Raw genomic sequence first — 24,326 nt, 5'->3', positions numbered from 1 at the left:
TTTTATAAATTTATAAATATTATATATTAAATTAGAATAAATTTATATATAATTATTTCAAATTATAACAAATTATCAAAATAGTAGCTATAAAAATCGGAATATATAAATACTATCTTTTCATATGTCTGGTAATATATCCACCTTTAAATTGAGTAGGTTCATAAGAAACTATAAAAGCATTTTTTTCCATAGATTGAATTATAGAAATAACTTCATTTTCTCTGCTTCTATGAGATACAATTTCAAGTCTATATCTTTTTTCTTTATTAATTCCTTCTCCACTATAAGTGGTTACTCCAAAATTTAAACTTCTTAATTTATCAATTAATTCTTGATTGTAACTAGTTAAATTTACATGAATAGTTCTATATCCAATAGCAAGTTTTTCTTCTATTAAACCTCCTAGATATATTCCAATACCATATCCCAGTATATAAGCACCTATATTAAGGAAATTACTTAAGTCAGAAAAAACAATACCTAAGCTTACTATATAAATTATAGCTTCAAGGAAAGCAAACATTGAAGCTTGAGCTTTCTTACCTTTAACAACAAATGTAGTTCTTAATGTTAAAAGTGGAACATAGACAAGTTGTAAAATAAATATGGTTAATGCATTTAGCAATTTAATACCTCCTTTTCATTGAAATTTAAATTTCCTATATTATAAATCAACAATATATTTATTTCATGTAAGAAAATGTTAGTTATATATAACATAAGAAAGTTTTAAAGAGAATAAAGGAGATAACAGTTTATTTTAGAATTAATTATATTAGGAATTGAAGTCATAATAAATTATTTAGATAGTAAGTTAAAAATGTTTTTGAAGCTTAATTAAAAATTTATTTTATATGTACACATTTTACTATTTTAATTGTCTTATTTAAGAAAGGGTTAGAATACTAAAGGAGGAAATATGGACAAAGATTTTATTATAAATTTATATAAAAAGCAATTTAATGTTATATGTCTATATTTGGTAAAAAATGGATGTAAAATCAATGATGCAGAAGACATAGTTCATGATAGCTTTATAAAGGTTATTGAGTATGTTACTGAAGTAGATATTAAGAATATTTCCTCTTGGTTATTTAAAGTTGCTATAAATAATTATAAAAACAAGTTAAAGAGAGGTAAGATAATTAAATCAGTATCCATATATGAAGAAAGTTTTTATGAAGAGCTATCGGATAACTTTAATATAGAAGAAAGTATTATAAGTAAAGAGAAATCAAAAGAAATATTGGAAGTTTTAAATTTATTAAAAGAAGAATATAGAACTTTAATTATATGTAAGTATGAAATGAATTTAAGTTATAAAGAAATAAGCTTATTGTTAGGTTTAGATGAAAATACTATTAAGGTTTATTTATATAGAGCAAGAAATAAATTTAAAGAGGAGTGGAATAAAGTAAATGAAAAACATAGATGATTTCTTAGATGAAAATAAAATGAAGAAAGCTATTAGAATAGCTAAGATTAAATTAACTTTTAAAATAATAGTAACATCAATTATAGTTTTTATAATAGGAAGTTTTATTAATAGCAAATTATGTTTAAAGTATAGCTTAATGGCATATGAAAAAGATGAGGCAGTGGTTAAATTGAGTATACCAAATGGGTATATAAGCGAGTCTAGTGACTTTTTTGGAATACTAGGTGGGACAAGATTCATGAAAATATCAAAAAGTATTGGAGGAAAAAATGTAATTATAAATGACTCAGTTACTAAATTCGGCTTAAATGGTGAAGAAAAAAGTGAACATACAGATAGATATGATAGAACAAATGGAGGTGGGCCTAATGAGTCAGAAAGTAAATGGCCTGTATCCACATGGAAGTATGGATATAAAAGATTAAGATTTTTTCACCCAGAGCTTCAATATAAAGAGTACCAAAATGATTTAAGTATTATAGAAAAAGTTCCCGATGGTAAAGTTATTGAAATGGCAATTTCTTTTGATAAGCCTTATAGGGTAGATGATATATTTTTTATTCAAGAAAAGTTAAAACCAGCTAAAATAACATGGATATGGTTAGATGAATTTACAAAGGAAAAAATGGATGAGTATAAATATGAAATTGAAAATTATGATAGTAATGCTAATGGAGTTGAAGAAAATGATGCTATTGGAATAGAATGTTATAATAGCGTTAATTTTAGTTTTAGAGATTATAATGAGAAATATGATGAAGTGATGGAAAAATTAGGTAAAAGTCCTATGATAGGGCATAAAACTTTATATAATGAAATAATGGAAAGAGGAAAAACTTCATCTGAAGATGCAAAAATTTTAGGAGTAGTAGTTCATGGGACAAAGGAAGAATTGATTGAACTTATAAATAATCCTTTAATAAAAGCAACATCATTTGGTGTTATTACAGATCCGATATATTAATTGTAAAGTTATATTTTAATTAAAGTTATCTAATTTAAGATTCATTTTTTAAAAATTTGGGTAGCGTATTTTATAAAATATTAAAGAGTTATGATTAATGGACTGATACTCTTAATAGGAATATATTAAAAGGTAAAAATGGCTAGATTTAAAATAAATCTAGCCATTTGAATTTATATTATTAAGCTTTTATCCAATCTACAACACCAGGAGTTAGTGATGCAACATCATCCTTGTCAACCTTAGTTACAAAAAGCAAATCATTAGGTTGTAAGAATGCTTTAATCTTTTCTGAAATTTCATTAGCTGAAACATCAGTTTTAAGTAAATAGCTATCAGGCATAAAATTAGCCCAAGCTCCAAGTGATTTTATTGTTGCAATTATATCATAGTCATCACGATGATGGTGATGATGTTCGTGATCATGATTGTGATCGTGAGAATCACAACCACATGAATGAGAATCTTCACTTAAATAAAATGTTATTGCATAAACTGTCATAGTTACCACCTCAAATTAGTATTTTTTATAATAATAATATATATCTTGTCCAAAAGCTAGTAATATTATTAAATAATTTTATTTAAAGAATAAAATTAAATAATTATAGTAGAATACATTTAATTGATAAATCAAATAATATTATAAAAGATTAATTTAAGAGGGATAGTTGTAAAGTATAATTTTTGCAACATCCTTCTTTTATATTTTTATTGATGGAGGCTTTAATATGAAACTTGGAAGTATTAATAATTTAAAGAAGTATTATGGTGATAGATTATTACTTGATATAGATAAATTTGAAATAATGGAAGGAGATAGAATAGGAATAGTAGGGGAAAATGGAGTAGGAAAATCCACTTTAATAAAAATATTAATAGGTGAAACAAAAGCTGATGAAGGAAATATTTATATTACAGATAGTTATTCTTATATTAGTCAAAGAGAAGAGTGGTGTAAAATTGACGGGGAGGGGAAATTAAAAGGTATGCTTCATGTTCCAGATGAATATGATGATTACTTATCTGGAGGGGAAAAGGTTAAAATGAGGATAGTCAAGGCTTTTGAAGAAAATAGTAGTCTTATAACAGCAGATGAACCTACTTCTAATTTAGATGTTGAAAGTGTGAAGCTTTTAAATAAAATGTTTAAGAAGTATAAAGGAACATTACTTATTATTTCTCATGATAGAAATTTTTTAGATGATTTATGCAATAAGATTGTTGAAATTGAAGATGGAAAGCTGACTATATATAGTGGAAATTATAGTGATTATCTTAATCAAAAAGAAGAAAATAGAAAAGTTAATGAAAGAGAATATAATAAATATATTCATGAAAAATCTAGATTAGAAAAAGTCATATCAGAAAAGGAAGTATTAAGAGATAGAATTAAAAAAGCTCCCAAAGGAATGGGACCATCAGAAGCTAAAACTATAAAAATGGGAGATCAAAGAGGAAAGAAGAATATAGATAATAGCATAAAGTCAATTAAAACTAGGATAGATCATTTAGATGTTAAAGAAAAACCAAAGGATACAAAAAAAATTATAATTAATATTGTACCAAGCATGAAATTAAACTCTAAGATCCCTATTGAAATAGAGGACACAAAAATTTATGTAAAAGATAAGTTATTAATAAATGATGTTAATTTAAAAATAAAACAAGGAAGAAAAATTGCTTTGATAGGGGAAAATGGTTGTGGTAAAACAACTTTATTAAAATATATAATTAATGAAAATAGTGATAAAGTTAAAATTTCGAGTAATGTGAAAATAGGGTACTTTGATCAAGGACAAAACATTTTAGAAGATAATAAAAGTATTTTAGAAAATATAAAGGAAGATTCATCTTATGATGAAACTTTTATAAGAATTAATTTAAGTGAATTTGGATTTAAAGATAAAAGTGTATATAAAAAAGTAGTTTATTTAAGTGGAGGAGAAAGGGTAAAAGTAGGGTTATGCAAAGTGATTTTATCAGATAATAACATACTAATATTAGATGAACCTACCAATTATTTAGATATTAAATCTATAGAAGCATTAGAAGAGGCTTTAGTAAATACTGATAAGACCGTCATCTTAGTATCTCATGACATAAGATTTGTTTCAAATATATGTAATTATATTATTGAAATTAAAGAAAATAAATTGCATGAATTTGATGGGGGTTATAGTTTCTATTTAGATCATAAAAATAAAGGTAGAGTTGATATTAATAAAAAGAAGTGTGAAGAAGAATTGCTAGTTTTAAAAAATAGATTAACAGAAATTATTTCACTATTATCTTTAGAATCAAACGAAGTTAAAAAAGAAGAATTAGATTTAGAATATAAAAATTTATTATATAAAATAAAAAATGTACAACAATAATATATAAAAAACTATATGAAAAATTGTAAGGTTAGTATAAAATAAACAAAAGACTAAAAAACATAAAAGGGGAGCCTATGAATAAATTAAATGAAATAATAGAATTTAACAAGGACTTTGTAGAAAATAAGTATTATGAGGATTACATAACTTCAAAAAATCCAAAGAAGAAAATACTTATTTTATCTTGTATGGATACAAGGCTTACAGATTTATTACCTAAAGCATTAAATTTAAAAAATGGTGATGCTAAAATTGTAAAAAATGCTGGAGCAGCAATTATGCATCCTTTTGGAAGTGTAATTAGAAGTATAATTGTTGGAATATATGAATTTAATATAGATGAAATTTTTGTAATTGGACATCATGGTTGTGGAATGTGTAATTTAGACACAGATAAATTATTACAAAAAGCTATTGATAGAGGTATTTCAAAAGAATCTTTAGATACACTTTGTAATGCAGGAATAGACATTAAGAAATGGTTGCATGGATTTGATTCAGTTGAAGAATCTATAAAGGATAGTGTTAATTTAATAAAAAATCATCCATTAATGCCAGAAGGCATATCCATTCATGGACTTGCTATAGATCCTGAAACTGGGAAATTAGACTTAATAGTTAATGGATATAATAAATAAATTATTCAGTAATCTATTTAGTGAATTGTTAATAAAAACACTTCATTCTTTTATTAGCTTTTCATTTTCCTCTTTTTCACTATTAAATTTTATAAGGAGTATAAGTTGGCCAAGATAAATATAATATGTGGAATAAGCATATAGAGAACAATTAGAAGTATTTGGCGAAGGAAGAACTACTAGGTCTTAGTGCTGCTTAATTGCTTGAGAACAGCGAGTTTAATCAAAACTCTTTGCATAGTAGTTTTTCCAAGCCTAGTACTTCTTTGTGCAGCTATTTAGCTTATGGAGCATACTTAGTTATCATAGCCTTTATATTCTCGTTAATTAACATATCTATTTATAAATTTCTCAATTGTAGACCAATAAAGTTCAGGATTTACTTCTGAAGCTTTAGCATGTCCAGCACCTTCAACTGTTAATTTTTCTTTTTCAGAACTTGTAGCATTATAAAGTTCATCCATCATTGAATAAGGAACGAAATCATCTTTATCTCCGTGAATAAATAGTATTGGAGTTTTAGATTTTGCTACTTGCTTTAGTGCAGACGCTTCTTTTAGCGTATAACCAGCTTTAACTTTTGTGACAACTGATGAGGCATTCATTACAGGAAAATCTGGTAATGAAAATAATAAATTTAATTGATAAGAAAATTGTTCCCAAACAGAAGTATAACCACAGTCTGCTATAATAGCTTTTACGTTACTTGGAAGATTTTCACCAGAAGTCATGGAAACAGTAGCAGCTCCCATAGATACTCCATGGAGTATAATTTCTGCATTAGGATCATCTTCAAGTATTAAATTTATCCAGCTTATGATATCAAGACGATCATCCCATCCCATCCCAATATAGTTACCCTCACTACTTCCGTGCCCTCTTAAATCTGGAATTAAAACATTGTAGCCACTATCATAAAACCTTTTTGCATAGCTACTCATGTTAGATCCTTCACTAGTATATCCATGTACAGATATTACCCATTTACTATTTGGTACTTCATTCAATATTTTATAGCTATGTAATTTTAAGTTATCAAAGGAATTTATATATTCGTGAGAAAACTTAGATTGATTAAATAGCCAATTTATATCAGAATCAACAACTTGCCCACTTGTAGATTTTGCTTCTTCAGGTGTACCAAAGATAGCATCTTTAGGAGTATCTGGGTTAAGTGCTAGATTATAAAAATAGTTGCCAACAAAACCTAACGCTCCAATAGATAGTGCACCTAAAATACTAGTTGAAAGTAATGCGATTTTTTTCTTTTTCATAGTTATCTCCTTAATTTTTTCATTCTTTCATTTGTAATTTTAATTATTATTTAAGCGTTATTTTAACATTTCTAAATAAATATAACAATAAATTTATAATAATTGAAAAAAAGGTTAATAGTTTAGTTACAATTATATATAATGAAATAGAGAAAAATTATGATATTATTTTAATTTTATGAAAAGTATTGACAATTTTAGAATCATTGCATATTATGAAAGAGTATTAAGAATTTAATATTTCGGTAGGTGAGGTTACCACAAGGATAAGGGTTGTTGCCGCAAAATAGTGGAGACACTATGAGAAGGTTAGCAGTCTATGTCGAAGCCAAGGCATAGACTAATGCAATTTCATCGCCTTGTGAAGCTGAAGCTTGAACGATGATGAAGCAGTTTTCTGTTTTATGTTTTTTGTGCAATCTTTTATTCGATTGTATTAAGCTTGTAAGTTTATTTCCCTTACCATTATATTTATGGTAAGGGTTTTTTTATTGTTTAAATCCATTTTTATGTTTATATAGATATTTTGAATTTTAGGAGGTGAGAGGAATGGATGAAGAGAGTAGTAAGTGCATAGATCCACTAGGGAAAGATATGAATTTGATTAATTTGAGGAACTATGATGTAGTGGCTTATACATCATTCATTCCTCTTACAATTTAAAATTGAATAATTGAAAGATAATATTTCTTTTGGATCTATGTCTTACCTCTAAAAATATTTAAAATTTTTTAGGAGGATAGGACGATGAAAAAGAAGATATTTAGAAAAATAATTACAGATGAAGTAAAGGTAAATTCAGGAGTTAATAGACTAATTTTATCTTCAAGGCAAGATGAAATGGACATTTTAAAGAAGTATAACACAAGTTATAGTGGCTATGAGGAAAGTAAAGTTGAATTGATGAGAGAGGAATATGGAAAAAATGAAATTACTCATCAAAAAGGAGATTCTTTATTAAAAAGACTAGTAGAGGCATTTATTAATCCATTTACTATAATTTTGTTAGCTTTAGCGATTATATCATTCATTACAGATATAGTAATTGTTGAGCCAAGTGAGAAGGATGCAACATCAGTTATTATAGTTACTTCAATGGTTTTAGTAAGTGGTATTCTTCGTTTTGTTCAAGAAACAAAATCAAATAAAGCTGCTGAAAAATTAAGTGAAATGGTTAAAACAACTATAAGTGTTGAGCGTAAAGGAGTAGGAGCAAAAGAAATTCCTATTAATGAAATTGTAGTTGGAGATATAATTCATCTTGCAGCTGGAGATATGATTCCAGCAGATGTTAGAATATTAAAGGCAAAAGATTTATTTGTTAGTCAATCATCTTTGACAGGTGAAAGTGAACCAATTGAAAAAGTAGATACAACTTTTACTTGTGATAGTAAAAATCCTATAGAATTAAATAACTTAGCTTTTATGGGAAGTAATGTTATTAGTGGGTCAGCAATAGCAATAGTAATTAATGTTGGTGATGATACAATATTTGGATCAATGGCAAAACAACTAGTAGGAAAAAAAGTAACTACAAATTTTGAAAAAGGTGTAAACTCAGTATCATGGGTATTAATTAGATTTATGTTAGTAATGGTTCCATTTGTATTATTTATGAATGGATTTACTAAGGGCGATTGGATGGAAGCATTTTTATTTTCGATTTCAGTAGCTGTAGGTCTTACTCCAGAAATGTTACCTATGATAGTTTCAGCAAACCTTGCAAAGGGTGCAGTTTCTATGTCAAAAAAGAAAGTAATAGTAAAAGATTTAAATGCTATACAAAATTTGGGGGCGATGAATGTTCTTTGTACAGATAAAACTGGTACACTTACTCAAGATGAGGTAGTTTTAGAATACTCTCTTGATATCCATGGAAAAGAAGATAACAGAGTGTTACGTCATGCCTTTCTAAATAGCTATCACCAAACAGGACTAAAGAATTTAATGGATATAGCTATAGTAAATCATGCAAATGAAAAAGATATGATTGAATTATGGAATGATTATAAAAAAGTAGATGAAATACCATTTGATTTTAGTCGTCGTCGTATGAGCGTAGTAGTTGAAGATAAAGCTGGAAAAACTCAATTAATAACTAAAGGTGCTATTGAAGAAATGCTATCAGTTTGCTCTCATGTAGAATATAAGGGTAAAATTGAAACTATTACAGAAGAAATTAAAAAAGAAATTTTAGATACGGTTTCTAACCACAATAATCAAGGAATGCGTATATTAGGAATTGCTCAAAAGAATAATCCATCAATGGTAGGTGAGCTTTCAGTAAAAGATGAATCAGATATGGTATTAATAGGATATCTAGCATTTTTAGATCCACCAAAGGAAAGTACAGCTAATGCAATAAGAGCTCTTGAAGACTTTGGAGTTAATGTTAAAATTCTTACTGGAGATAATGATGCAGTAACATCTTCTGTTTGTAAGCAAGTTGGAATAAAGGTAAATAATTTATTACTTGGATCAGATATTGAAGAAATGGATGATGAATTATTAAGTGAAGTTGTGGAAGAAACAAATGTATTTGCTAAACTTTCTCCTAATCAAAAGACAAGAGTTGTTGCTGCATTAAGAAAAAATGGACATACTGTTGGCTTTATGGGGGATGGAATAAATGATGCAGCAGCTATGACAGAAGCTGATGTTGGAATTTCAGTTGATACAGCAGTTGATATAGCAAAAGAATCAGCAAATATAATTCTATTAGAAAAAGACTTAATGGTATTAGAAGATGGAGTAGTAGAAGGCAGGAAGATATATGCTAATATTATTAAATATATAAAGATGACAGCAAGTTCAAATTTTGGAAATATGTTTTCTGTATTAATAGCAAGTATATTTTTACCATTCTTGCCTATGTTACCAATACAATTACTAATGTTAAATTTAATTTATGATATTTCTTGTATAACTATTCCTTGGGATAACGTTGATGAAGATTATCTAAGATTACCTCGTAAATGGGATGCGAGTTCAATAAGTAAATTTATGTTTTGGATTGGACCAACAAGTTCAGTTTTTGATATTGCAACTTATATTTTAATGTATTTCTTTATTTGTCCGCTTGTATTTGGAGGACAATATCACACATTAAATGAAGTACAACAACTAGGATTTATGGGATTATTTCATGCAGGATGGTTTGTTGAATCATTATGGTCTCAAACTCTTGTAATTCATATGATTAGAACACCAGACATTCCATTTATTCAAAGTAGAGCATCATGGCAACTTACAACATTAACAACATTAGGAATATTAGTAGGAACTATAATTCCTTATACAGCTTTTGGAAAAGCTTTGGATATGGTTGCTATGCCAGCAATTTATTTTCCTTGTTTAATTGTAATAATAATACTTTATATGATATTAGCAACGATATTAAAAAAAGTTTTTATAAAGAGATATGGTGAATTATTATAGTATATTTTTAAAATAATCAAGAATAGACCAAGCCAATTATTGTGGCTTGGTCTATTTTAAGTTTAAATAATTATGTTGATTAGTTTATTAATTTATGTTATTATACTTTTGAAATAAACTTTCAAAAGTATAAAGTAGGGGTATGGTTATAAATATGAGAGAGTATAAATGTATTATTTTTGATTTAGATGGAACAATTTTAAATACAGAGAGAATGAATTTAATTCCACTTCAAAGGTTAATAAAAGAAGAGCTAGGCGAAGTCATTTCTTATGAAGATTTGATTAAATATAAAGCATATGCTGGAAAGAGAACTTTAGAAGAGTTGGGTTTTAAGGACATAGAAAAATCCTATGAGAAGTGGGTAAAGTATGTAAATGATTTTGAGGAAGGTGCTGTATTATATGAGGGTTTTGATGAAGTTATGAAAACACTAAATTCAAAAGGAATCATATGTGCTATAGCAAGTTCTAAAATGAAAGACCAGTATGAAATAGATTTTGGACCTACTGGATTAAAAAAATATATTCAGTGTGAAGTTTTAGCAGATGATACAAAAAGACATAAACCATATCCTGATCCATTATTGAAAGTGACTGAAATATTAGATATAAGTCCAAGTTATTGTATGTATATTGGTGATACAATATTTGATTTCAAAGCAACTAAAGCTGCAGGGATGGATTTTGGACTGGCTGTATGGGGTGCTGATAATTTAGAAGGAATAGAAGCCGATTATAATTTCAAAAGTCCGAGGGACATTTTAAAGGAGTTAAATCTTTTATAATGAAAAAAATTGCAGGAAAACCAACAGAACTTAAAAATGTAAACACTTCATTAATAATGAATTCAATAAGGACTAGAGGTAATGCAACTAGAGCGGAAATTACTAAGGATACAGGTTTAAGTCATACAACAGTAAGAGTTATTCTAAATGAGTTAATGGAAATAAATGAAATAATATCTGTAGGATTAGATGAATCTAGTGGTGGAAGACGAGCTGAAAGATATAAGATGAATTCTAATAAAAGATATATAATAGCGATATCAATAGAAGAAGATAAAACAGCTTATAGAATAGTAAATTCTTTAGGAGAAGTTTTAGAAGAAAAAATTAAAGTGATAAGTAGTTTAGAAGATATTGAAACAATTGCAAATACAGTAGAAGACTTATACGAAGTTTATCATAATATAGAAGGTATTGGAATTAGTGTTCCAGGAGTTGTTACTAATGATGGATATTTATCTGGAATTAGAATGGAAGATTGGAAAGAAATAAAAATAAAAAAATATCTTAAAGAAAAATTTAATGTTCCTATACTGCTGGAAAATGATATTAATTCTGCATCTTTAGCTTTTTATAATGATTATATAGAAAAGAATAAATGTGAACCTATTAGTCTTGTGTATATAAGTTTTACTTCTTTAGGGGTAGGATCTGGAATAATAATCAATGGAAGTATTTTGAAAGGTGACAATGGTTATGCTGGAGAAATTGGATTTATTCCTGTAGGAAATATGTATTTAAATACTATGATGATGAGCAATTTAAATAACGATGATTATATACATGTAATTATAAACACTATAAAGACGATATCAGCAATAATTAACCCTAGTGTAGTTGTTTTAGGTGGAAGCAATTTTAAATACCATATTAAAAATAAAATAATTGATAGATATATTAAAGAATTTAATATAAAAACGAAAATATTAATACAAGAAAAAAATTGTAATTATTCATTAGAAGGAATAAAAGAAGAAACATTAAGGTTAATAAATAAAGAAGTTAAGTTAATTAGAAATTAAATATAATGTTATTATTAGTATAGAGGGCGTTATAGCTTTAGCTAGCGTAACCAAATTACTTTTAAATAAAATTAAGGCTATGACTATATTAATAATAGTTATAGCTTTTTTATATTTAATAAAGGAATATAATTAATTTAAACATTACTAAATTGTAATACAAATGTATGGAAATTAATTGTATAATTAATGTGATTTCTAATTATTAAGGAGTAGATAGTATGAACTATAAGATATATATAATAGAGGATGATGCATCATTAAGTCGTTTATTAAAAGATTATATTTCTAAATATCAATTCGATGTTAAGGTTGTTAAAGATTTTGAAAATATAATTAGTGAGTTTAATGAATTTAATCCTGATTTAGTACTTTTAGATGTAAATTTACCTAAGTTCGATGGATTTTATTGGTGCAGAAAGATAAGACAAGAGTCAAAAATTCCAATTATATTTATATCAGCAAGAGATAGTGGAATGGATCAAGTTATGGCACTTGAAAATGGTGGAGATGATTATATAACTAAGCCTTTTTATTACGAGGTTGTTATGGCAAAAATAAAAAGCCATTTAAGAAGGGCTTTTGGAGATTATGCAATGCAAATGAAAGAAAGAATAGTTGAGCTTGATGGGTTAATATTTTACCCAGAAAGATCTGAAATAGAGTTTAATAATAAGAAGTTGATTATAACTAAAAAGGAAGGAATTTTATTAGAGTATTTAATTAAAAAGTATCCTAAAGTTGTAGATCGAGATTTTCTTTTGGAGAAGATATGGGATGATATTGAGTTTGTTGAGGAAAATACATTAAATGTTAATATAAGTAGAATAAGAAAAAGGCTTCAGGATATTGGAATATATAATGGAGTAGAAACTGTTAGAACAGTCGGATATAGATTAAATAAAACTTGGTAGGGGAATAGTATGAAATTATTTTTAAAGGATAATAGAGGATATATAATTATGTATTTCTTAAGTCTTTTAATTACAATAAGTTATATAAGCCTTCTAGGAAGTTTAGATGTAAACGAGTTTTTTTATATATTATTATTTAATACATTTATTTTGTTTATCTTTTTAGGAGTTAGATATTATAAAAATAGAGAAATATATAACTTATTAGATAAGAATTTAAATGATTTAAATGAAACAGTATTAGACCTAGGAAATTCAGTTTTAGGTGAAGGAATATCAAATATTTTAAATCAAATGAATAATTTATATAGCAGCGAGTTAGTAGATAAAAATAAAAATCATGAAGAACATTTAATGTTTATAAATCAATGGGTTCATCAAATGAAAACACCACTTTCAATAGCACAGCTAAAAATGCAAGAAAATGAAGGCGAAGGGCCTATTAGAGGTATAAGAGAAGAAATATATAAGCTAAATAAAGGATTAAATATTGCAATGTATTTTGCAAGGTTAGATTCATTTCAAAAAGACTTTGTAATAGAGAAGGTTTCTTTATATGAATTAGTTGTGAATAAAATAAATGAAGAAAAAACTATATTTATTAAAAATAGAATAAAACCGGTAGTTGAAATAGAAAAAAATATAGAAATATATAGTGACAAAAAGTGGATTAAATTTATATTAGAGCAACTTATTGTTAATGGAATAAAGTACTCAAAAGATGTAGGAAATGAATTAATAATAAAAGCAGAAGAAAATTTTGAATATGTTATATTAAAGGTAATAGATAAAGGTATAGGTATAAATAAAAAAGATATAAAAAGAGTATTTGATCCTTTTTTTACAGGAGAAAATGGACGTAAATTTGGGGAATCAACAGGAATGGGTTTATACATTGTAAAAAAGGTCTGTGATAATTTAGGGCATATTGTATCAATAGATTCTAATATAGGATTTGGAACAACTGTTATAGTAAAGTTCAAGAAGTAATATCTCTAATTAATAGTGTAAAGTTACAATAAAAACTTTACATTTAATTAAATGATACGAAGCTTAAAATATATAAATAAAGTTATTATATTATTAGCTTACATAATTAATACTTTTAATTCCGATTATATACTTAATTAAATATATTAATGATTTTGATTATAGATATTATTAACTGAATAATGTATAAGTAATAAGATAATGGTGAGTTATATTTGATATGATTTGCCTTATTTTTATATCTATAAAAGTAAAAGTGACATACATGTAATAATTGTGTAAGGTTTAAAGATAGTACATAGAATTGAGTCTCCATTAAACTAAGTATATAAAGTTTAAAGGAGGATAAATGGAATGATTGATATAATATTTATATTAAAGTCTATTGTAATTGCTATTGTTGAAGGTTTTAAATAAATTTTCACTTACAGTATTAGTATTAAAAAAGATAATAATTTTAAATATACAAGAGGAGAATATTATGGAGATTTTAGAAGTTAAAAACTTAAAAAAGATATATGGAAGTAAGATTGTATTTACTGCGCTAAGTAATATTAGCTTCACTGTAGAAGAGGGAGAATTTGTAGGGGTAATGGGGCCTTCAGGAAGTGGAAAAACAACATTGTTAAATGTAATTTCTACAATAGATAAGCCAACTTCAGGAGAAATAAGGATAAATGAAAATAAACCCCTATTATTAAAAGGAGATGAATTAGCATTATTTAGAAGACGAGAATTAGGTTTTGTATTTCAAGATTTTAATTTACTAGACACACTTACTATTGGTGAAAATATATTACTACCACTAACATTAGATGAAGTATCAGTAAATGAACAAAATAAAAAGCTAGAAAGGGTAGCAAAGATTCTAGGAATTGAAAAAATATTAAATAAGAGAACTTTTGAAGTATCAGGAGGGGAAGCTCAAAGAACAGCAGTTGCAAGAGCATTAATTCACGACCCATCAATTCTTTTAGCTGATGAGCCAACTGGAAATTTAGATTCAAAATCATCAAAAATAGTAATGGAGTTATTTGAAAAGATTAATAAAGAGGAAAATGTTACTACAATGATGGTTACACATGATCCAGTAGCGGCTAGTTACTGCAATAGGATTCTATTTATAAAAGATGGAGCTATATATAATGAAATTTATAGAGAGGATAGTAGACAACGGTTTTATCAAAATATATTAGATGTTCTTGCATTACTAGGAGGAAAAGATAATGAAATTTATTGAATTTGCAACTAGGAATGTAATAAGAAACATAAGAGCATATTTTGGATATTTCTTAAGCAGTAGCATTTCGGCAGCATTATTATTTTCTTTTACTATGTTAATATTGCATCCCGATATAGATATAAGTAGCTTTCGTAATTACTTGCAGGCTAGCTTTAAGTTAACTATGAGTATAGCATATTTATTTTTATGTTTCTTTATCTTTTATTCAGTAAGCGTATTTTTAAAAAGTAGATACAAGGAAATAGGAGTTCTTTATATAATAGGAGCTTCAAATAAGCAAGTAAAGAGAATGATAATAATAGAAAATATATTAATTAGTTCTTTATCGGGCTTAATAGGAATTATTTTAGGTTTAGTTTTTTCAAAAATATTTTTGTTAGCTAGTGGAAAGTTATTAGGATATAATATTTTAGAATTTTATTTACCAATTAAGGCAATTATGATTACAGTAATAGGATTTATCTTGATGGGAGGGATAATTTCTATTTTTACTACTAGCATAATAAAAGAAGATAGAGTATTAACATTACTTAAAGCAACTAAAAAGCCAAAGAATGAACCAAAATCATCAAAGATTCTTACATTAATATGTATTATATTAATTGTTTTAGGATATTATTTTTCCATTACTTCAACTATGGAAAATATAATTTATAGGATTATACCAGTAACGATTATTGTTGTAGTTGGAACTTATCTGTTATTTTCACAATTTAGTGTTTTTATAATAAATAAACTAAGAAATAATAAAGTATTTTATATGAACAAGACAAAATTGTTATGGGTTTCAGATCTTTTATATAGAATAAAAGATAATACAAGGATGTTTTTTCTTATAACAATAACTTCGGCAGTGGCATTTACATCTATTGGAGGAGTATATTCTTTTTGGCTTAATAAAGAATCTGAAGTTAATTATAGTTTTCCACAGGAATTTTTTTATGCTTTTAATGAAGAAAGTTTAGATGTTGATGAAAAAATAGCATTTTTAGAGGTAGCATTAAATAAAAGTAATTATGACTATAAGAAAGTTCAAGGAAAAATAAAATCGTTAAAGTATAATGATAATGAGATAAATATAATAAGCGAAGGTGTGTATAATCAATTAGCTAACTCATTTGGTAAAGGGGAAGTAAACCTTAATAACAATGAAGGGGTATTAGTTTCATCAGTATCAAGAAATGTTACTAGTATAGAAATTGATGATATAAATATTAAAATTATTTCAAAAATAGAAGATAATATTCTTCCAGCTTTATATGAAAGCTTATATATTTTAGATGATGATATCTACGATCAAGTTAAAGCTTTAGAATTTTCATTTTATAGTATTAATGTAGATAATTATAAAGATATATTAGATATATCAAGAAGTTACTTAGAAAGATTTGGTGAAGAAAACTATAGTAAAGAAAGAGTTTTACTAATAAAAGCTAATTTATTAGAATCAATTAAATTAGGCTATGGGATATTTATGTTCTTATCAATATTTATAGGTATAATTTTCTTTGTAACTACAGCAAGCTTCTTATACAACAAATATTATATGGATATAGAAGAAGATAAGGTAAGATACAGTAAACTAAATAAAATAGGTTTAACTTTTAAAGAAATTAAAAAAATATCAACTATTGAAATTGGAGTATTATTCTTGCTTCCATATATAGTTGCAGTAATACATTCTCTATTTGCATTATTAGCACTTAATAATGCTTTCGGAATGGAAATAAGTATATCAGCAATTACAGTTATGGGAAGTTTTTTTATTATTCAAATAATGTATTTCATTATTATAAGAAATAAATACTTAATAGAAATAAAAAGAAATTTGTATTAATGAAAAATATTGCAAAGATAGTAAAATCAAATGCATTTAGATAAAAAGAAGATAGTAATTAGTTTGATTTTATGGGACATTAGTTGATTTTGTGTAAAAATAAAACTAACTAATGTCCATTTAATAATATAATCTTTAGGATTATAAATTTTATAAGCTTTAAAAACTAAATACATATATTTAATTTAATATATTAAACTTGAAAAAGAGATTATAATGCAAAATATAAATAGAGAAAAGATAATTCAACTAACTAAAAAAGAAATTATTAAAATAAGCTCAATTAAGTTAATAATATATAAAAAAGAAATTCTAATATTTCTTAAATTTATAAACTAATCATCTCCAAACTTTAGATAAATAGCATTTTGTACAAATAAATAAACTTTAATAAGATAATATCACTAAAGCTAGTAATATTTAATTTCTATTTTTCAAATATTTCATCAAAAATCCATTTAAATTTATTTGCTATAGGAAGTTAAAGTGCAGAAACTTCACTAAATAATAATGAGTCAATTTCGTAGAAGTATGTAGATAAGCCGTTTTGTATAACTATTGCATAAAAATTTCTATTAGCAGTAACATACCCTTCTTTTTCTTATTATTTATTAAAATAAGAAAATTTATATCTACATGTATTATTCAAATATTCTGCTTTTCTAAAGTAGTAATATTGAGAATATATCACTTAAGAGAATTTGTGAAATGGAGTTTATTAACTCTTAATATAAGATTATAGTAGAAGCTAGAGATATATTAAAAAAATAATACAAGTATATGGAACTATTTATAAAAATTATATATCTAATTATTAGAAGGAGGGATATTTTGAAAACTATAAGTTATTCTGATAAAAGATTAAATCACTTTGAACACATAAAATTTCTAAGTAATAATTGTGAAGAAGATACTTTTATATCTTTGATAGAACCTAATGCAACTGCTTATTATAGAATAGCAAAAGGAATTTTATCATCTGAAGAAGATGTTAAGGACGCAATTCAAAATACATTAATAATTATATACAATAAATTATATACATTAAAAAATATAAGTTTATTTAAAACTTGGTCTATTAGAATTTTGATTAATGAATGCAATAAAATTTATAATTCAAATAAAAAAGTTGTTAACTTAGAAAACGTTGAAAATATTTTATCACATATAATTGATTCAGATAATAAAATAGATCTTTACAATGCAATTTCAATATTATCAAAGGAGCTAAGAATCCCTACCATATTATTTTACTTCGATGACTTGTCATATAAAGAAATATCTAAAATTTTATCAATTCCTGAAGGAACTGTAAAATCTAGAGTTTTTAGAGCGAAAGAAAAGTTATATGAAATTTTAAAGGAGGATTAGCAATATGGATGATAATTTTGATAAAAAGTTAAAAGAAATGGCTCAAAAATCTAGTGTTAAAGAACCTTGGGATATAAAAGAATTAGCTAGAAATGCATATAAAAGTGCAAATAGAACGAATAAATTAGCAAAATATAAGAAACTTGTAATTGCTGTAAGCCTGTTAATATTGTTCACAACATCATTTGGAATATTCATAAATGCTTATGCTCAAGAAATTCCTATAATAAGCAAGGTTTTAGAGTATTTTACAAAAAACAATAAAATAGATACAGGATATGAAGGTAATACAGTTACAGAAAACTATTCAGCAAGTGAAGATAAATATACTGTAGATATTGAAGATCTATATTTTGATGGTGCGAAGTTAGAGTTTTTTTATAAAATAAAAAGCACTGAAGTTCTTGATAAATCAAATATTTACTATTTAAATACTACTTTAAAGGTCAATGCTGATATTGATGCTACTGGAGGATTGGAGAAAAAGGAATTTATTGATGATTATACCTATTATGCTATGATTAGCTACGGAATAAATTCAAATAGTAGTGAAACATGGCCAGAGATATTAGATGGAACTATTACTATTAATAGTATAGACATATATAATAAATCTAATTATGTAGAAACTATACAAATTAACAAAGAACCACTTAAGATTAATTTGGATAGTAGGAATATAAGGAGTAAAGAGCTTTTGATTGGTAAATCTATCTCTTATAACGTTGTAGAAAGTGAAATCACTAAGTTAACAAAATATCCAACAGGAATAAGTATGGAAATTTTAAATAATAATACTTTGAATCAAGGTAGTGGAGTATATTTTCTTACTTACTTATGGGACAGTAAAAAGGGAATTTTAGATTTTAAAGGCAAAACTAATGATACTGATGATAATGGGATAATAATAAGAGAAGAATACGAAAATCCTAGTGAAGATGGAGAATTATCAATAATATCTTTTGTTAGTGAAACAGGTGAAATAGGAAATGGCGAAGATAGAAAGGTTACTTATAAATTAGATGAAGGAATTCAATTAGATTTAGGAAACTTAGGAAAGATTGAAGTAGAAAGTATAGTTAATAAGGATGATAAAACTATAATTACAATGAGAACTACAGGATATATTTCAGCTGATAATTTACCAGTTATTAATGGGGATGAGAACTATATAGCTTCTGAAATAACAAACAAAGAAGTGTACGGTGATTTAGATATGAAGGCATCTTATATATTTCCAAAGCTAGATAAAGAAAGTGGAATATATATAAGATTATATCATCCTAAGCTATTAGAACTATTAGATAGCCAAATTATAAGAGTAAATTTATCTGATTTAAAGTAAGTATGTGAATATAATATGTGAAGATAAATATAATAAAAAAGTAAATTAGCTAATATCTGTTCTATGATATTTACTAATTTACTTTTTTTATTTTAGTTTTAAGATGAGTAAAGTGAAATACATATACAATATTTTAAGATTGGTTTATTTACAAATCATAAGGTTTTATATATATGTAAGTAATGTTATAATTTACATAAAAATAATTGAGAGGTAACAATCATGAGAAAAATATTATTAGTAGAAGATGATTTAGATTTATCAAAGCAACTTTCTTTATCTTTAGAAAAATGGGGATTTAGCATAGAGCTTATAGATGATTTTAGCAATATAGTAAAAGATTTTACTGAAAAGAAACCGAGTTTAATAATAATGGATGTTAATTTACCATATTATGATGGGTTTTATTGGTGTGAAAAAATTAGAGAAATATCTAAGGTGCCAATAATATTTTTATCCTCAAGAGATTCAAATATGGATTTAATTATGGGAATAAATAATGGTGGTGATGATTATATAACAAAGCCTTTTTCCATAGAAGTTTTAATAACTAAGATAAATGCGCTATTAAGAAGAAGCTATGATTATACTTTTTCAGATTCTGTTATTTATTATAAAGATACTATCTTAGATATGGAAAAATGTACATTTAAATATGAAGATAATATTATTGAATTAACTAAAAATGAAATGAAGATATTATCAATACTTATTAAAAATAAAGGAAAAGTAGTATCAAGAGATAGAATTATGATGAGCTTATGGAATGATGATGAGTTTGTAAGCGATAATACATTAACTGTAAATGTAACTAGGCTAAGAGGAAGACTTAAAGATGAATTAGGATTAAATGATTTTATAAAGACCAAGAAAGGGATAGGGTATACGGTTTAATGGGCTTAATAAGATTTATGAAAGAAAAGAGTATAAATATAATATTTTCAATAGCTTTATTATTAGTAATAAACATATATTTAATTTCAATAAATTCATTCAACGGTAGAACTAGTGATTTAATTTACCTGGATTTTATTATGATTACTATATATTTAATATGGCTAGCAACGACTTATTTTAATTGGAAAAAGAAATATTACGATTTATATAAATCTATTTTAAATGAAAATGATATTTCTCTAGAAGATGTTAAAGAAAATTCTTTAGAAGAGGAAATTATTTTTAAGCTTATAGACAATAAAGATAGAAAGTATGATTTTAAAACTAAGGAATATGAAGAAAAATTAAGAGATATGGAAGAATATATTTCTAAATGGGTTCATGAAATAAAATTACCAATAACAGCATTAAATATAATTTCAGAAGATATAGAGGATTATGATGTAGCAAGTAGCATAAAAAATGAAACAGAAAAAATTAATTTTTTAGTTAATTCAGTTATTTATGGAAGTAGAGCTACAGTAGCTTCAGAGGATATATTTATTAAGGAAGAAAATTTAGGAAATGTAGTCAAAAAATCTATAAGAAACAATTCATTTTTCTTAATAAAAAATAAGATAGAAGTTGTTACAAGTAATTTAAATTATAATATTTATAGCGATGGAAAATGGATTATTTATGTTATAGATCAATTAATTAATAATGCTATTAAATATTCAAAAGAAAATGGTAAGATAGAATTTTATGCAGAGGATAATAGAGAATACATAAAACTATGCATTAAGGATAACGGTATTGGTATAGAGAAAGAAGATATTGATAGGATATTTAATAAGGGTTTTACAGGAAGTAACGGTAGAAATAAAGTATATAAATCTACTGGCATGGGGCTTTATTTTACTAAAAAAGTATTAAACAAATTAGAGCATGAAATTTCTGTGGAATCAAATAAGGGTGAATATACTTTGTTTAATATATATTTTTATAAGATATCAGATTACTTAAAGGTTACTAAAATGTAACATTAGAATTAAAAAGGTAAGGTTAAGTGAAGGAATCCAAATTAAAAAACTATTAAAATAAAATTAAAGTTAAAGTTAATTTTGGAGGAATTAGTTATGAAAGAAATTTTAAAGTTAAAAGATGTATCTAAGGAGTATGGAGTTAGAGGGTTTAGAACAAGGGTTTTAAATAATATAAATTTTACTGTAAGTGAAGGTGACTTTATTTCAATAATGGGACCATCAGGAGCAGGAAAAACTACTTTGCTTAATTTAATTTCAAGCTTAGATAAACCAACAAAAGGTGAAATAATTCTTGATGGAAAAGATATAACAAAGATTAAGAATAAGGAATTATCTAATTTAAGAAGAGATAAAATAGGATTTATATTTCAAGATTATAATTTGTTAGATAATATGAATTTAATGGATAACATAGCATTGCCATTAGCATTAGGAAAAAAGAAAACTAAAGATATAGAAAACAAAGTAATTAATATTGCAGAGATATTCGGCCTTAAGGAGCATTTAAGGAAGTATCCATATGAATTATCTGGGGGACAAAAGCAAAGGGGGGCAGCAGCTAGAGCTTTAATAACTGAACCTAAAGTAATTTTTGCAGATGAGCCTACTGGTGCATTAGATTCACGATCATCATCAGATTTATTGGAATCTTTAAGTAGAGCAAATAAAGAAGAAAATGCTACTATTGTTATGGTTACTCACGATGCTCTTACAGCAAGCTATTCTAATAAAGTTTATATATTAAGTGATGGAGAAATAAAGTGTCAATTAAATAAAGGAGATAATAGAAAAGAGTTTTATAGTAAGATAATTGATATGTTAGCATCTTTAGGAGGTGCTAAATAATGAGCGTATTCAATATAGCTTATAATAATTTCAAAAATAATATAAAAGTTTATACTATGTTCTTTATTTCAATGATATTTTCTGTAGTGGTTTTAAGTAATTTTTCAATTATGATGGATAGTGATGCAATGAAAGTCCTTGGTGACATGAATGAAGAATATAGCAAACTTATTTTAAAAGTTATAACTATTATTTTAATTATATTTATGATTTTCTTTATTTGGTATGCATCAAATATATTCTTGAGAAATAGAAAAAAAGAAATTGGTATTTATGCATTTATGGGCCTTGATTCATCTGTAATAGGAAAAATATATTTTATTGAAATGATGTTAATTGGAGTAAGCGCAATAATAATTGGAACAATTATAGGAATTGGCTTATCAAAATTTTTTCAAATAATAGTTTTTAAAATTGCAGACTTTAATATAGATGTTACATTTAATATAAGTTTTAATTCTATAATTTATCCTGTAGCAATTTTTATGTGTATCTTTTTATTTATGAGTATAAAAGGTTTTATAAGTATAGTTAGGAGTAAAATTGTAGATCTTTTAAATGCAAGTAAAAAGCAAGAAAAGATGCCTAAAGTTAATTTTCTTATATATATAATTGCTATAATTTCATTGGTTTTAATTGGATATGGATATTATTTAGTAAATGAAGAAGCAATGAATGCTCTTAAGACTTTATTATTAGTCTGTATAGGAACATATGGATTATTTGGAGCTGTTTTTGAAGTAGTATTTAATTTCTTAATTAATAGAAAATCTATATTGTACAAAGGATCAAATATTGTAACTATAAATAATTTAGCTTATAGATTTAAGAAAAACTATACTGTTTATGCTACTATAGCTATACTAACAGCAACAACTACTACAGTTCTTGGAACAGCCTTTTCAATGAAGACAACATATGAAAATAGTCAAAGGAATATTACTTTATACTCTTTAGCAATTTCATCTACAGATGAGTTTAATTCAGAAGAAATAGCGCATAAATTAAAAGAAGTTGGAGAAGAAAAATATTCCTTAAATACTAAAGTACTAAAGGTTAATAGTACATTAAGAGATGTTCCTAAATATCAAAATAATGAATATATAGTAGTATCTTATGATAATTTATCCAATATATTAAAAGCAAATGGTGATGAGAAAGACTTAGATAAGTTTAATGAGGAAATGGTAGAAGGTAATAATGTTATATACATTGAAAGACCAGGTACGCTTATGAGTTTTATATCAAATATTAAAGACATTACATTAAATGATGTTAAGTTTAATGTAAGTGAAAGCACTAGAATCAGAGTTTTTGGTGAAGCATTAAATTATTCTACTATAGTTGTTAATAATGATGAATATGAAAAGCTTAAAGAAACAGCAACTGAAATAAACTTCTATGGCATTAAAATAGAAAATGAAGAAAATATAATTAATATAATAGATGAAATAGGAAAAAATCTAAATTTAGAAACCACTCAGGGATTTTACGGGCAATTTGAGCTTAAAACAATAGAATGGGTAAAGTTTGTTTATGCAATTGGAGGATTCTTATTTTTAGTAATGGTATTAGCGGAAGCTAGTATTATTTATATAAAAATTTATAGTGATGCAAATGAAGATAAGCAAAAATATAAAACTCTTCTAAGCATAGGAGCTTCAAAGAAAGATATAAGTAAATCTATAAGTAGAGAGGTTGCATTATTTTATTTCATTCCATTAGCAGTTGGTGCAATTCATAGTTATTTTGCAATTAATGCATTAGCTGATTTTATGAAAGAAAATTTGAATTTTGTATATTTACTTAGCTTAGTAATTTGCATAGTTATATTTATAGTTAATTGTATTATTTCAATAATAGGATTTAAAAAAATAATAGGAATAAAGAAAAATTAAACATATAAAATTCAC

The 24,326-nt window shown here is 25.5% G+C and carries 20 protein-coding genes and 1 riboswitch; of the genes, 17 read left to right on the top strand and 3 right to left on the bottom strand.

What is annotated here, in order from left to right; genetic code table 11:
- Nucleotides 1–112: 112 nt before the first annotated feature.
- Nucleotides 113–628 (bottom strand): DUF5698 domain-containing protein, encoded by a 516-nt coding sequence (locus tag J7M87_RS17520; protein WP_291653058.1) that lies wholly within the window; start codon nt 626–628, stop codon nt 113–115.
- Between the two features lie 294 nt (nt 629–922).
- Between J7M87_RS17520 and J7M87_RS17515 the strand changes: the two genes are divergently transcribed.
- Both J7M87_RS17515 and J7M87_RS17510 read left to right on the top strand, forming a co-directional pair.
- A complete protein-coding gene (locus J7M87_RS17515) occupies nt 923–1,438 on the top strand; it encodes a sigma-70 family RNA polymerase sigma factor (protein WP_291653056.1) in 516 nt (171 codons plus the stop codon).
- Nucleotides 1,422–2,405, top strand: coding sequence for an anti sigma factor C-terminal domain-containing protein (locus J7M87_RS17510; protein WP_291653053.1), 984 nt, complete (start codon nt 1,422–1,424; stop codon nt 2,403–2,405). Before J7M87_RS17515 ends, J7M87_RS17510 begins: the two co-directional genes overlap by 17 nt.
- A gap of 181 nt (nt 2,406–2,586) precedes the next feature.
- Here the strand turns inward: J7M87_RS17510 and J7M87_RS17505 are convergent, their stop codons facing one another.
- Entirely contained in the window at nt 2,587–2,907 is a 321-nt protein-coding gene (locus J7M87_RS17505; RefSeq protein ID WP_008677695.1) for a hypothetical protein, read from the bottom strand.
- Nucleotides 2,908–3,136: 229 nt separating this feature from the next.
- Here J7M87_RS17505 and cplR point away from each other — a divergent pair, with 229 nt between their 5' ends.
- Both cplR and J7M87_RS17495 read left to right on the top strand, forming a co-directional pair.
- A complete protein-coding gene (gene cplR / locus J7M87_RS17500; protein ID WP_291653050.1) occupies nt 3,137–4,783 on the top strand; it encodes an ABC-F type ribosomal protection protein CplR in 1,647 nt (548 codons plus the stop codon).
- Nucleotides 4,784–4,860: 77 nt separating this feature from the next.
- The gene (locus tag J7M87_RS17495; RefSeq protein ID WP_291653048.1) at nt 4,861–5,424 is read left to right on the top strand and encodes a carbonic anhydrase; all 564 of its coding nucleotides are present in this window, start codon (nt 4,861–4,863) and stop codon (nt 5,422–5,424) included.
- A 323-nt stretch (nt 5,425–5,747) separates the two neighbouring features.
- Here the strand turns inward: J7M87_RS17495 and J7M87_RS17490 are convergent, their stop codons facing one another.
- Nucleotides 5,748–6,698: an alpha/beta hydrolase gene (locus J7M87_RS17490; protein ID WP_291653046.1), complete on the bottom strand. Its 951-nt coding sequence runs from the start codon at nt 6,696–6,698 to the stop codon at nt 5,748–5,750.
- A gap of 234 nt (nt 6,699–6,932) precedes the next feature.
- Nucleotides 6,933–7,091, top strand: a riboswitch (M-box (ykoK) riboswitch).
- A gap of 354 nt (nt 7,092–7,445) precedes the next feature.
- Between J7M87_RS17490 and mgtA the strand changes: the two genes are divergently transcribed.
- From mgtA to J7M87_RS17425, 13 genes are all read left to right on the top strand, one after another.
- The gene (mgtA, locus tag J7M87_RS17485) at nt 7,446–10,136 is read left to right on the top strand and encodes a magnesium-translocating P-type ATPase (RefSeq protein ID WP_291653044.1); all 2,691 of its coding nucleotides are present in this window, start codon (nt 7,446–7,448) and stop codon (nt 10,134–10,136) included.
- A gap of 154 nt (nt 10,137–10,290) precedes the next feature.
- Nucleotides 10,291–10,923, top strand: a complete 633-nt coding sequence (locus tag J7M87_RS17480; protein ID WP_291653042.1) for an HAD-IA family hydrolase — start codon at nt 10,291–10,293, stop codon at nt 10,921–10,923.
- Entirely contained in the window at nt 10,923–11,945 is a 1,023-nt protein-coding gene (locus tag J7M87_RS17475) for an ROK family protein (protein WP_291653040.1), read from the top strand. Before J7M87_RS17480 ends, J7M87_RS17475 begins: the two co-directional genes overlap by 1 nt.
- 221 nt (nt 11,946–12,166) lie before the next feature.
- Nucleotides 12,167–12,859, top strand: coding sequence for a response regulator transcription factor (locus J7M87_RS17470; protein WP_291653038.1), 693 nt, complete (start codon nt 12,167–12,169; stop codon nt 12,857–12,859).
- Between the two features lie 9 nt (nt 12,860–12,868).
- Nucleotides 12,869–13,849, top strand: coding sequence for a sensor histidine kinase (locus tag J7M87_RS17465; protein WP_291653036.1), 981 nt, complete (start codon nt 12,869–12,871; stop codon nt 13,847–13,849).
- A 481-nt stretch (nt 13,850–14,330) separates the two neighbouring features.
- Entirely contained in the window at nt 14,331–15,089 is a 759-nt protein-coding gene (locus J7M87_RS17460) for an ABC transporter ATP-binding protein (RefSeq protein WP_291653034.1), read from the top strand.
- Nucleotides 15,076–16,929, top strand: coding sequence for an ABC transporter permease (locus J7M87_RS17455; protein ID WP_291653032.1), 1,854 nt, complete (start codon nt 15,076–15,078; stop codon nt 16,927–16,929). The genes J7M87_RS17460 and J7M87_RS17455 overlap by 14 nt, the downstream gene beginning before the upstream one ends.
- 831 nt (nt 16,930–17,760) lie before the next feature.
- Nucleotides 17,761–18,300 carry a sigma-70 family RNA polymerase sigma factor gene (locus J7M87_RS17450; protein ID WP_291653030.1) on the top strand — a complete coding sequence of 180 codons (540 nt, stop codon included), beginning with the start codon at nt 17,761–17,763 and terminating at the stop codon, nt 18,298–18,300.
- A 4-nt stretch (nt 18,301–18,304) separates the two neighbouring features.
- Nucleotides 18,305–19,645 (top strand): DUF4179 domain-containing protein, encoded by a 1,341-nt coding sequence (locus J7M87_RS17445; protein ID WP_291653028.1) that lies wholly within the window; start codon nt 18,305–18,307, stop codon nt 19,643–19,645.
- Between the two features lie 222 nt (nt 19,646–19,867).
- Nucleotides 19,868–20,539 (top strand): response regulator transcription factor, encoded by a 672-nt coding sequence (locus tag J7M87_RS17440; protein ID WP_291653025.1) that lies wholly within the window; start codon nt 19,868–19,870, stop codon nt 20,537–20,539.
- Nucleotides 20,539–21,564 carry a sensor histidine kinase gene (locus J7M87_RS17435; RefSeq protein ID WP_291653023.1) on the top strand — a complete coding sequence of 342 codons (1,026 nt, stop codon included), beginning with the start codon at nt 20,539–20,541 and terminating at the stop codon, nt 21,562–21,564. The genes J7M87_RS17440 and J7M87_RS17435 overlap by 1 nt, the downstream gene beginning before the upstream one ends.
- 96 nt (nt 21,565–21,660) lie before the next feature.
- Nucleotides 21,661–22,413 carry an ABC transporter ATP-binding protein gene (locus J7M87_RS17430; protein WP_291653021.1) on the top strand — a complete coding sequence of 251 codons (753 nt, stop codon included), beginning with the start codon at nt 21,661–21,663 and terminating at the stop codon, nt 22,411–22,413.
- On the top strand, nt 22,413–24,311 hold the full coding sequence (locus J7M87_RS17425) for an FtsX-like permease family protein (protein ID WP_291653019.1): 1,899 nt from the start codon (nt 22,413–22,415) through the stop codon (nt 24,309–24,311). Before J7M87_RS17430 ends, J7M87_RS17425 begins: the two co-directional genes overlap by 1 nt.
- The last annotated feature ends 15 nt before the right edge of the window (nt 24,312–24,326 follow it).

This window comes from Clostridium sp. (assembly GCF_017888565.1).
Classification (GTDB): Bacteria; Bacillota; Clostridia; order Clostridiales; family Clostridiaceae; genus Clostridium.
This window is presented reverse-complemented; position numbering and strand designations above follow the sequence as displayed.

What these genes read in the sequence shown, in the direction of transcription:
- J7M87_RS17515 (WP_291653056.1), top strand. Translation starts at nt 923, where the DNA reads ATGGACAAAGATTTTATTATAAATTTATATAAAAAGCAATTTAATGTT.
- J7M87_RS17510 (WP_291653053.1), top strand. Translation starts at nt 1,422, where the DNA reads ATGAAAAACATAGATGATTTCTTAGATGAAAATAAAATGAAGAAAGCT.
- J7M87_RS17505 (WP_008677695.1), bottom strand. Translation starts at nt 2,907, where the DNA reads ATGACAGTTTATGCAATAACATTTTATTTAAGTGAAGATTCTCATTCA.
- cplR (WP_291653050.1), top strand. Translation starts at nt 3,137, where the DNA reads ATGAAACTTGGAAGTATTAATAATTTAAAGAAGTATTATGGTGATAGA.
- J7M87_RS17495 (WP_291653048.1), top strand. Translation starts at nt 4,861, where the DNA reads ATGAATAAATTAAATGAAATAATAGAATTTAACAAGGACTTTGTAGAA.
- J7M87_RS17490 (WP_291653046.1), bottom strand. Translation starts at nt 6,698, where the DNA reads ATGAAAAAGAAAAAAATCGCATTACTTTCAACTAGTATTTTAGGTGCA.
- mgtA (WP_291653044.1), top strand. Translation starts at nt 7,446, where the DNA reads ATGAAAAAGAAGATATTTAGAAAAATAATTACAGATGAAGTAAAGGTA.
- J7M87_RS17480 (WP_291653042.1), top strand. Translation starts at nt 10,291, where the DNA reads ATGAGAGAGTATAAATGTATTATTTTTGATTTAGATGGAACAATTTTA.
- J7M87_RS17475 (WP_291653040.1), top strand. Translation starts at nt 10,923, where the DNA reads ATGAAAAAAATTGCAGGAAAACCAACAGAACTTAAAAATGTAAACACT.
- J7M87_RS17470 (WP_291653038.1), top strand. Translation starts at nt 12,167, where the DNA reads ATGAACTATAAGATATATATAATAGAGGATGATGCATCATTAAGTCGT.
- J7M87_RS17465 (WP_291653036.1), top strand. Translation starts at nt 12,869, where the DNA reads ATGAAATTATTTTTAAAGGATAATAGAGGATATATAATTATGTATTTC.
- J7M87_RS17460 (WP_291653034.1), top strand. Translation starts at nt 14,331, where the DNA reads ATGGAGATTTTAGAAGTTAAAAACTTAAAAAAGATATATGGAAGTAAG.
- J7M87_RS17455 (WP_291653032.1), top strand. Translation starts at nt 15,076, where the DNA reads ATGAAATTTATTGAATTTGCAACTAGGAATGTAATAAGAAACATAAGA.
- J7M87_RS17445 (WP_291653028.1), top strand. Translation starts at nt 18,305, where the DNA reads ATGGATGATAATTTTGATAAAAAGTTAAAAGAAATGGCTCAAAAATCT.
- J7M87_RS17440 (WP_291653025.1), top strand. Translation starts at nt 19,868, where the DNA reads ATGAGAAAAATATTATTAGTAGAAGATGATTTAGATTTATCAAAGCAA.
- J7M87_RS17435 (WP_291653023.1), top strand. Translation starts at nt 20,539, where the DNA reads ATGGGCTTAATAAGATTTATGAAAGAAAAGAGTATAAATATAATATTT.
- J7M87_RS17430 (WP_291653021.1), top strand. Translation starts at nt 21,661, where the DNA reads ATGAAAGAAATTTTAAAGTTAAAAGATGTATCTAAGGAGTATGGAGTT.
- J7M87_RS17425 (WP_291653019.1), top strand. Translation starts at nt 22,413, where the DNA reads ATGAGCGTATTCAATATAGCTTATAATAATTTCAAAAATAATATAAAA.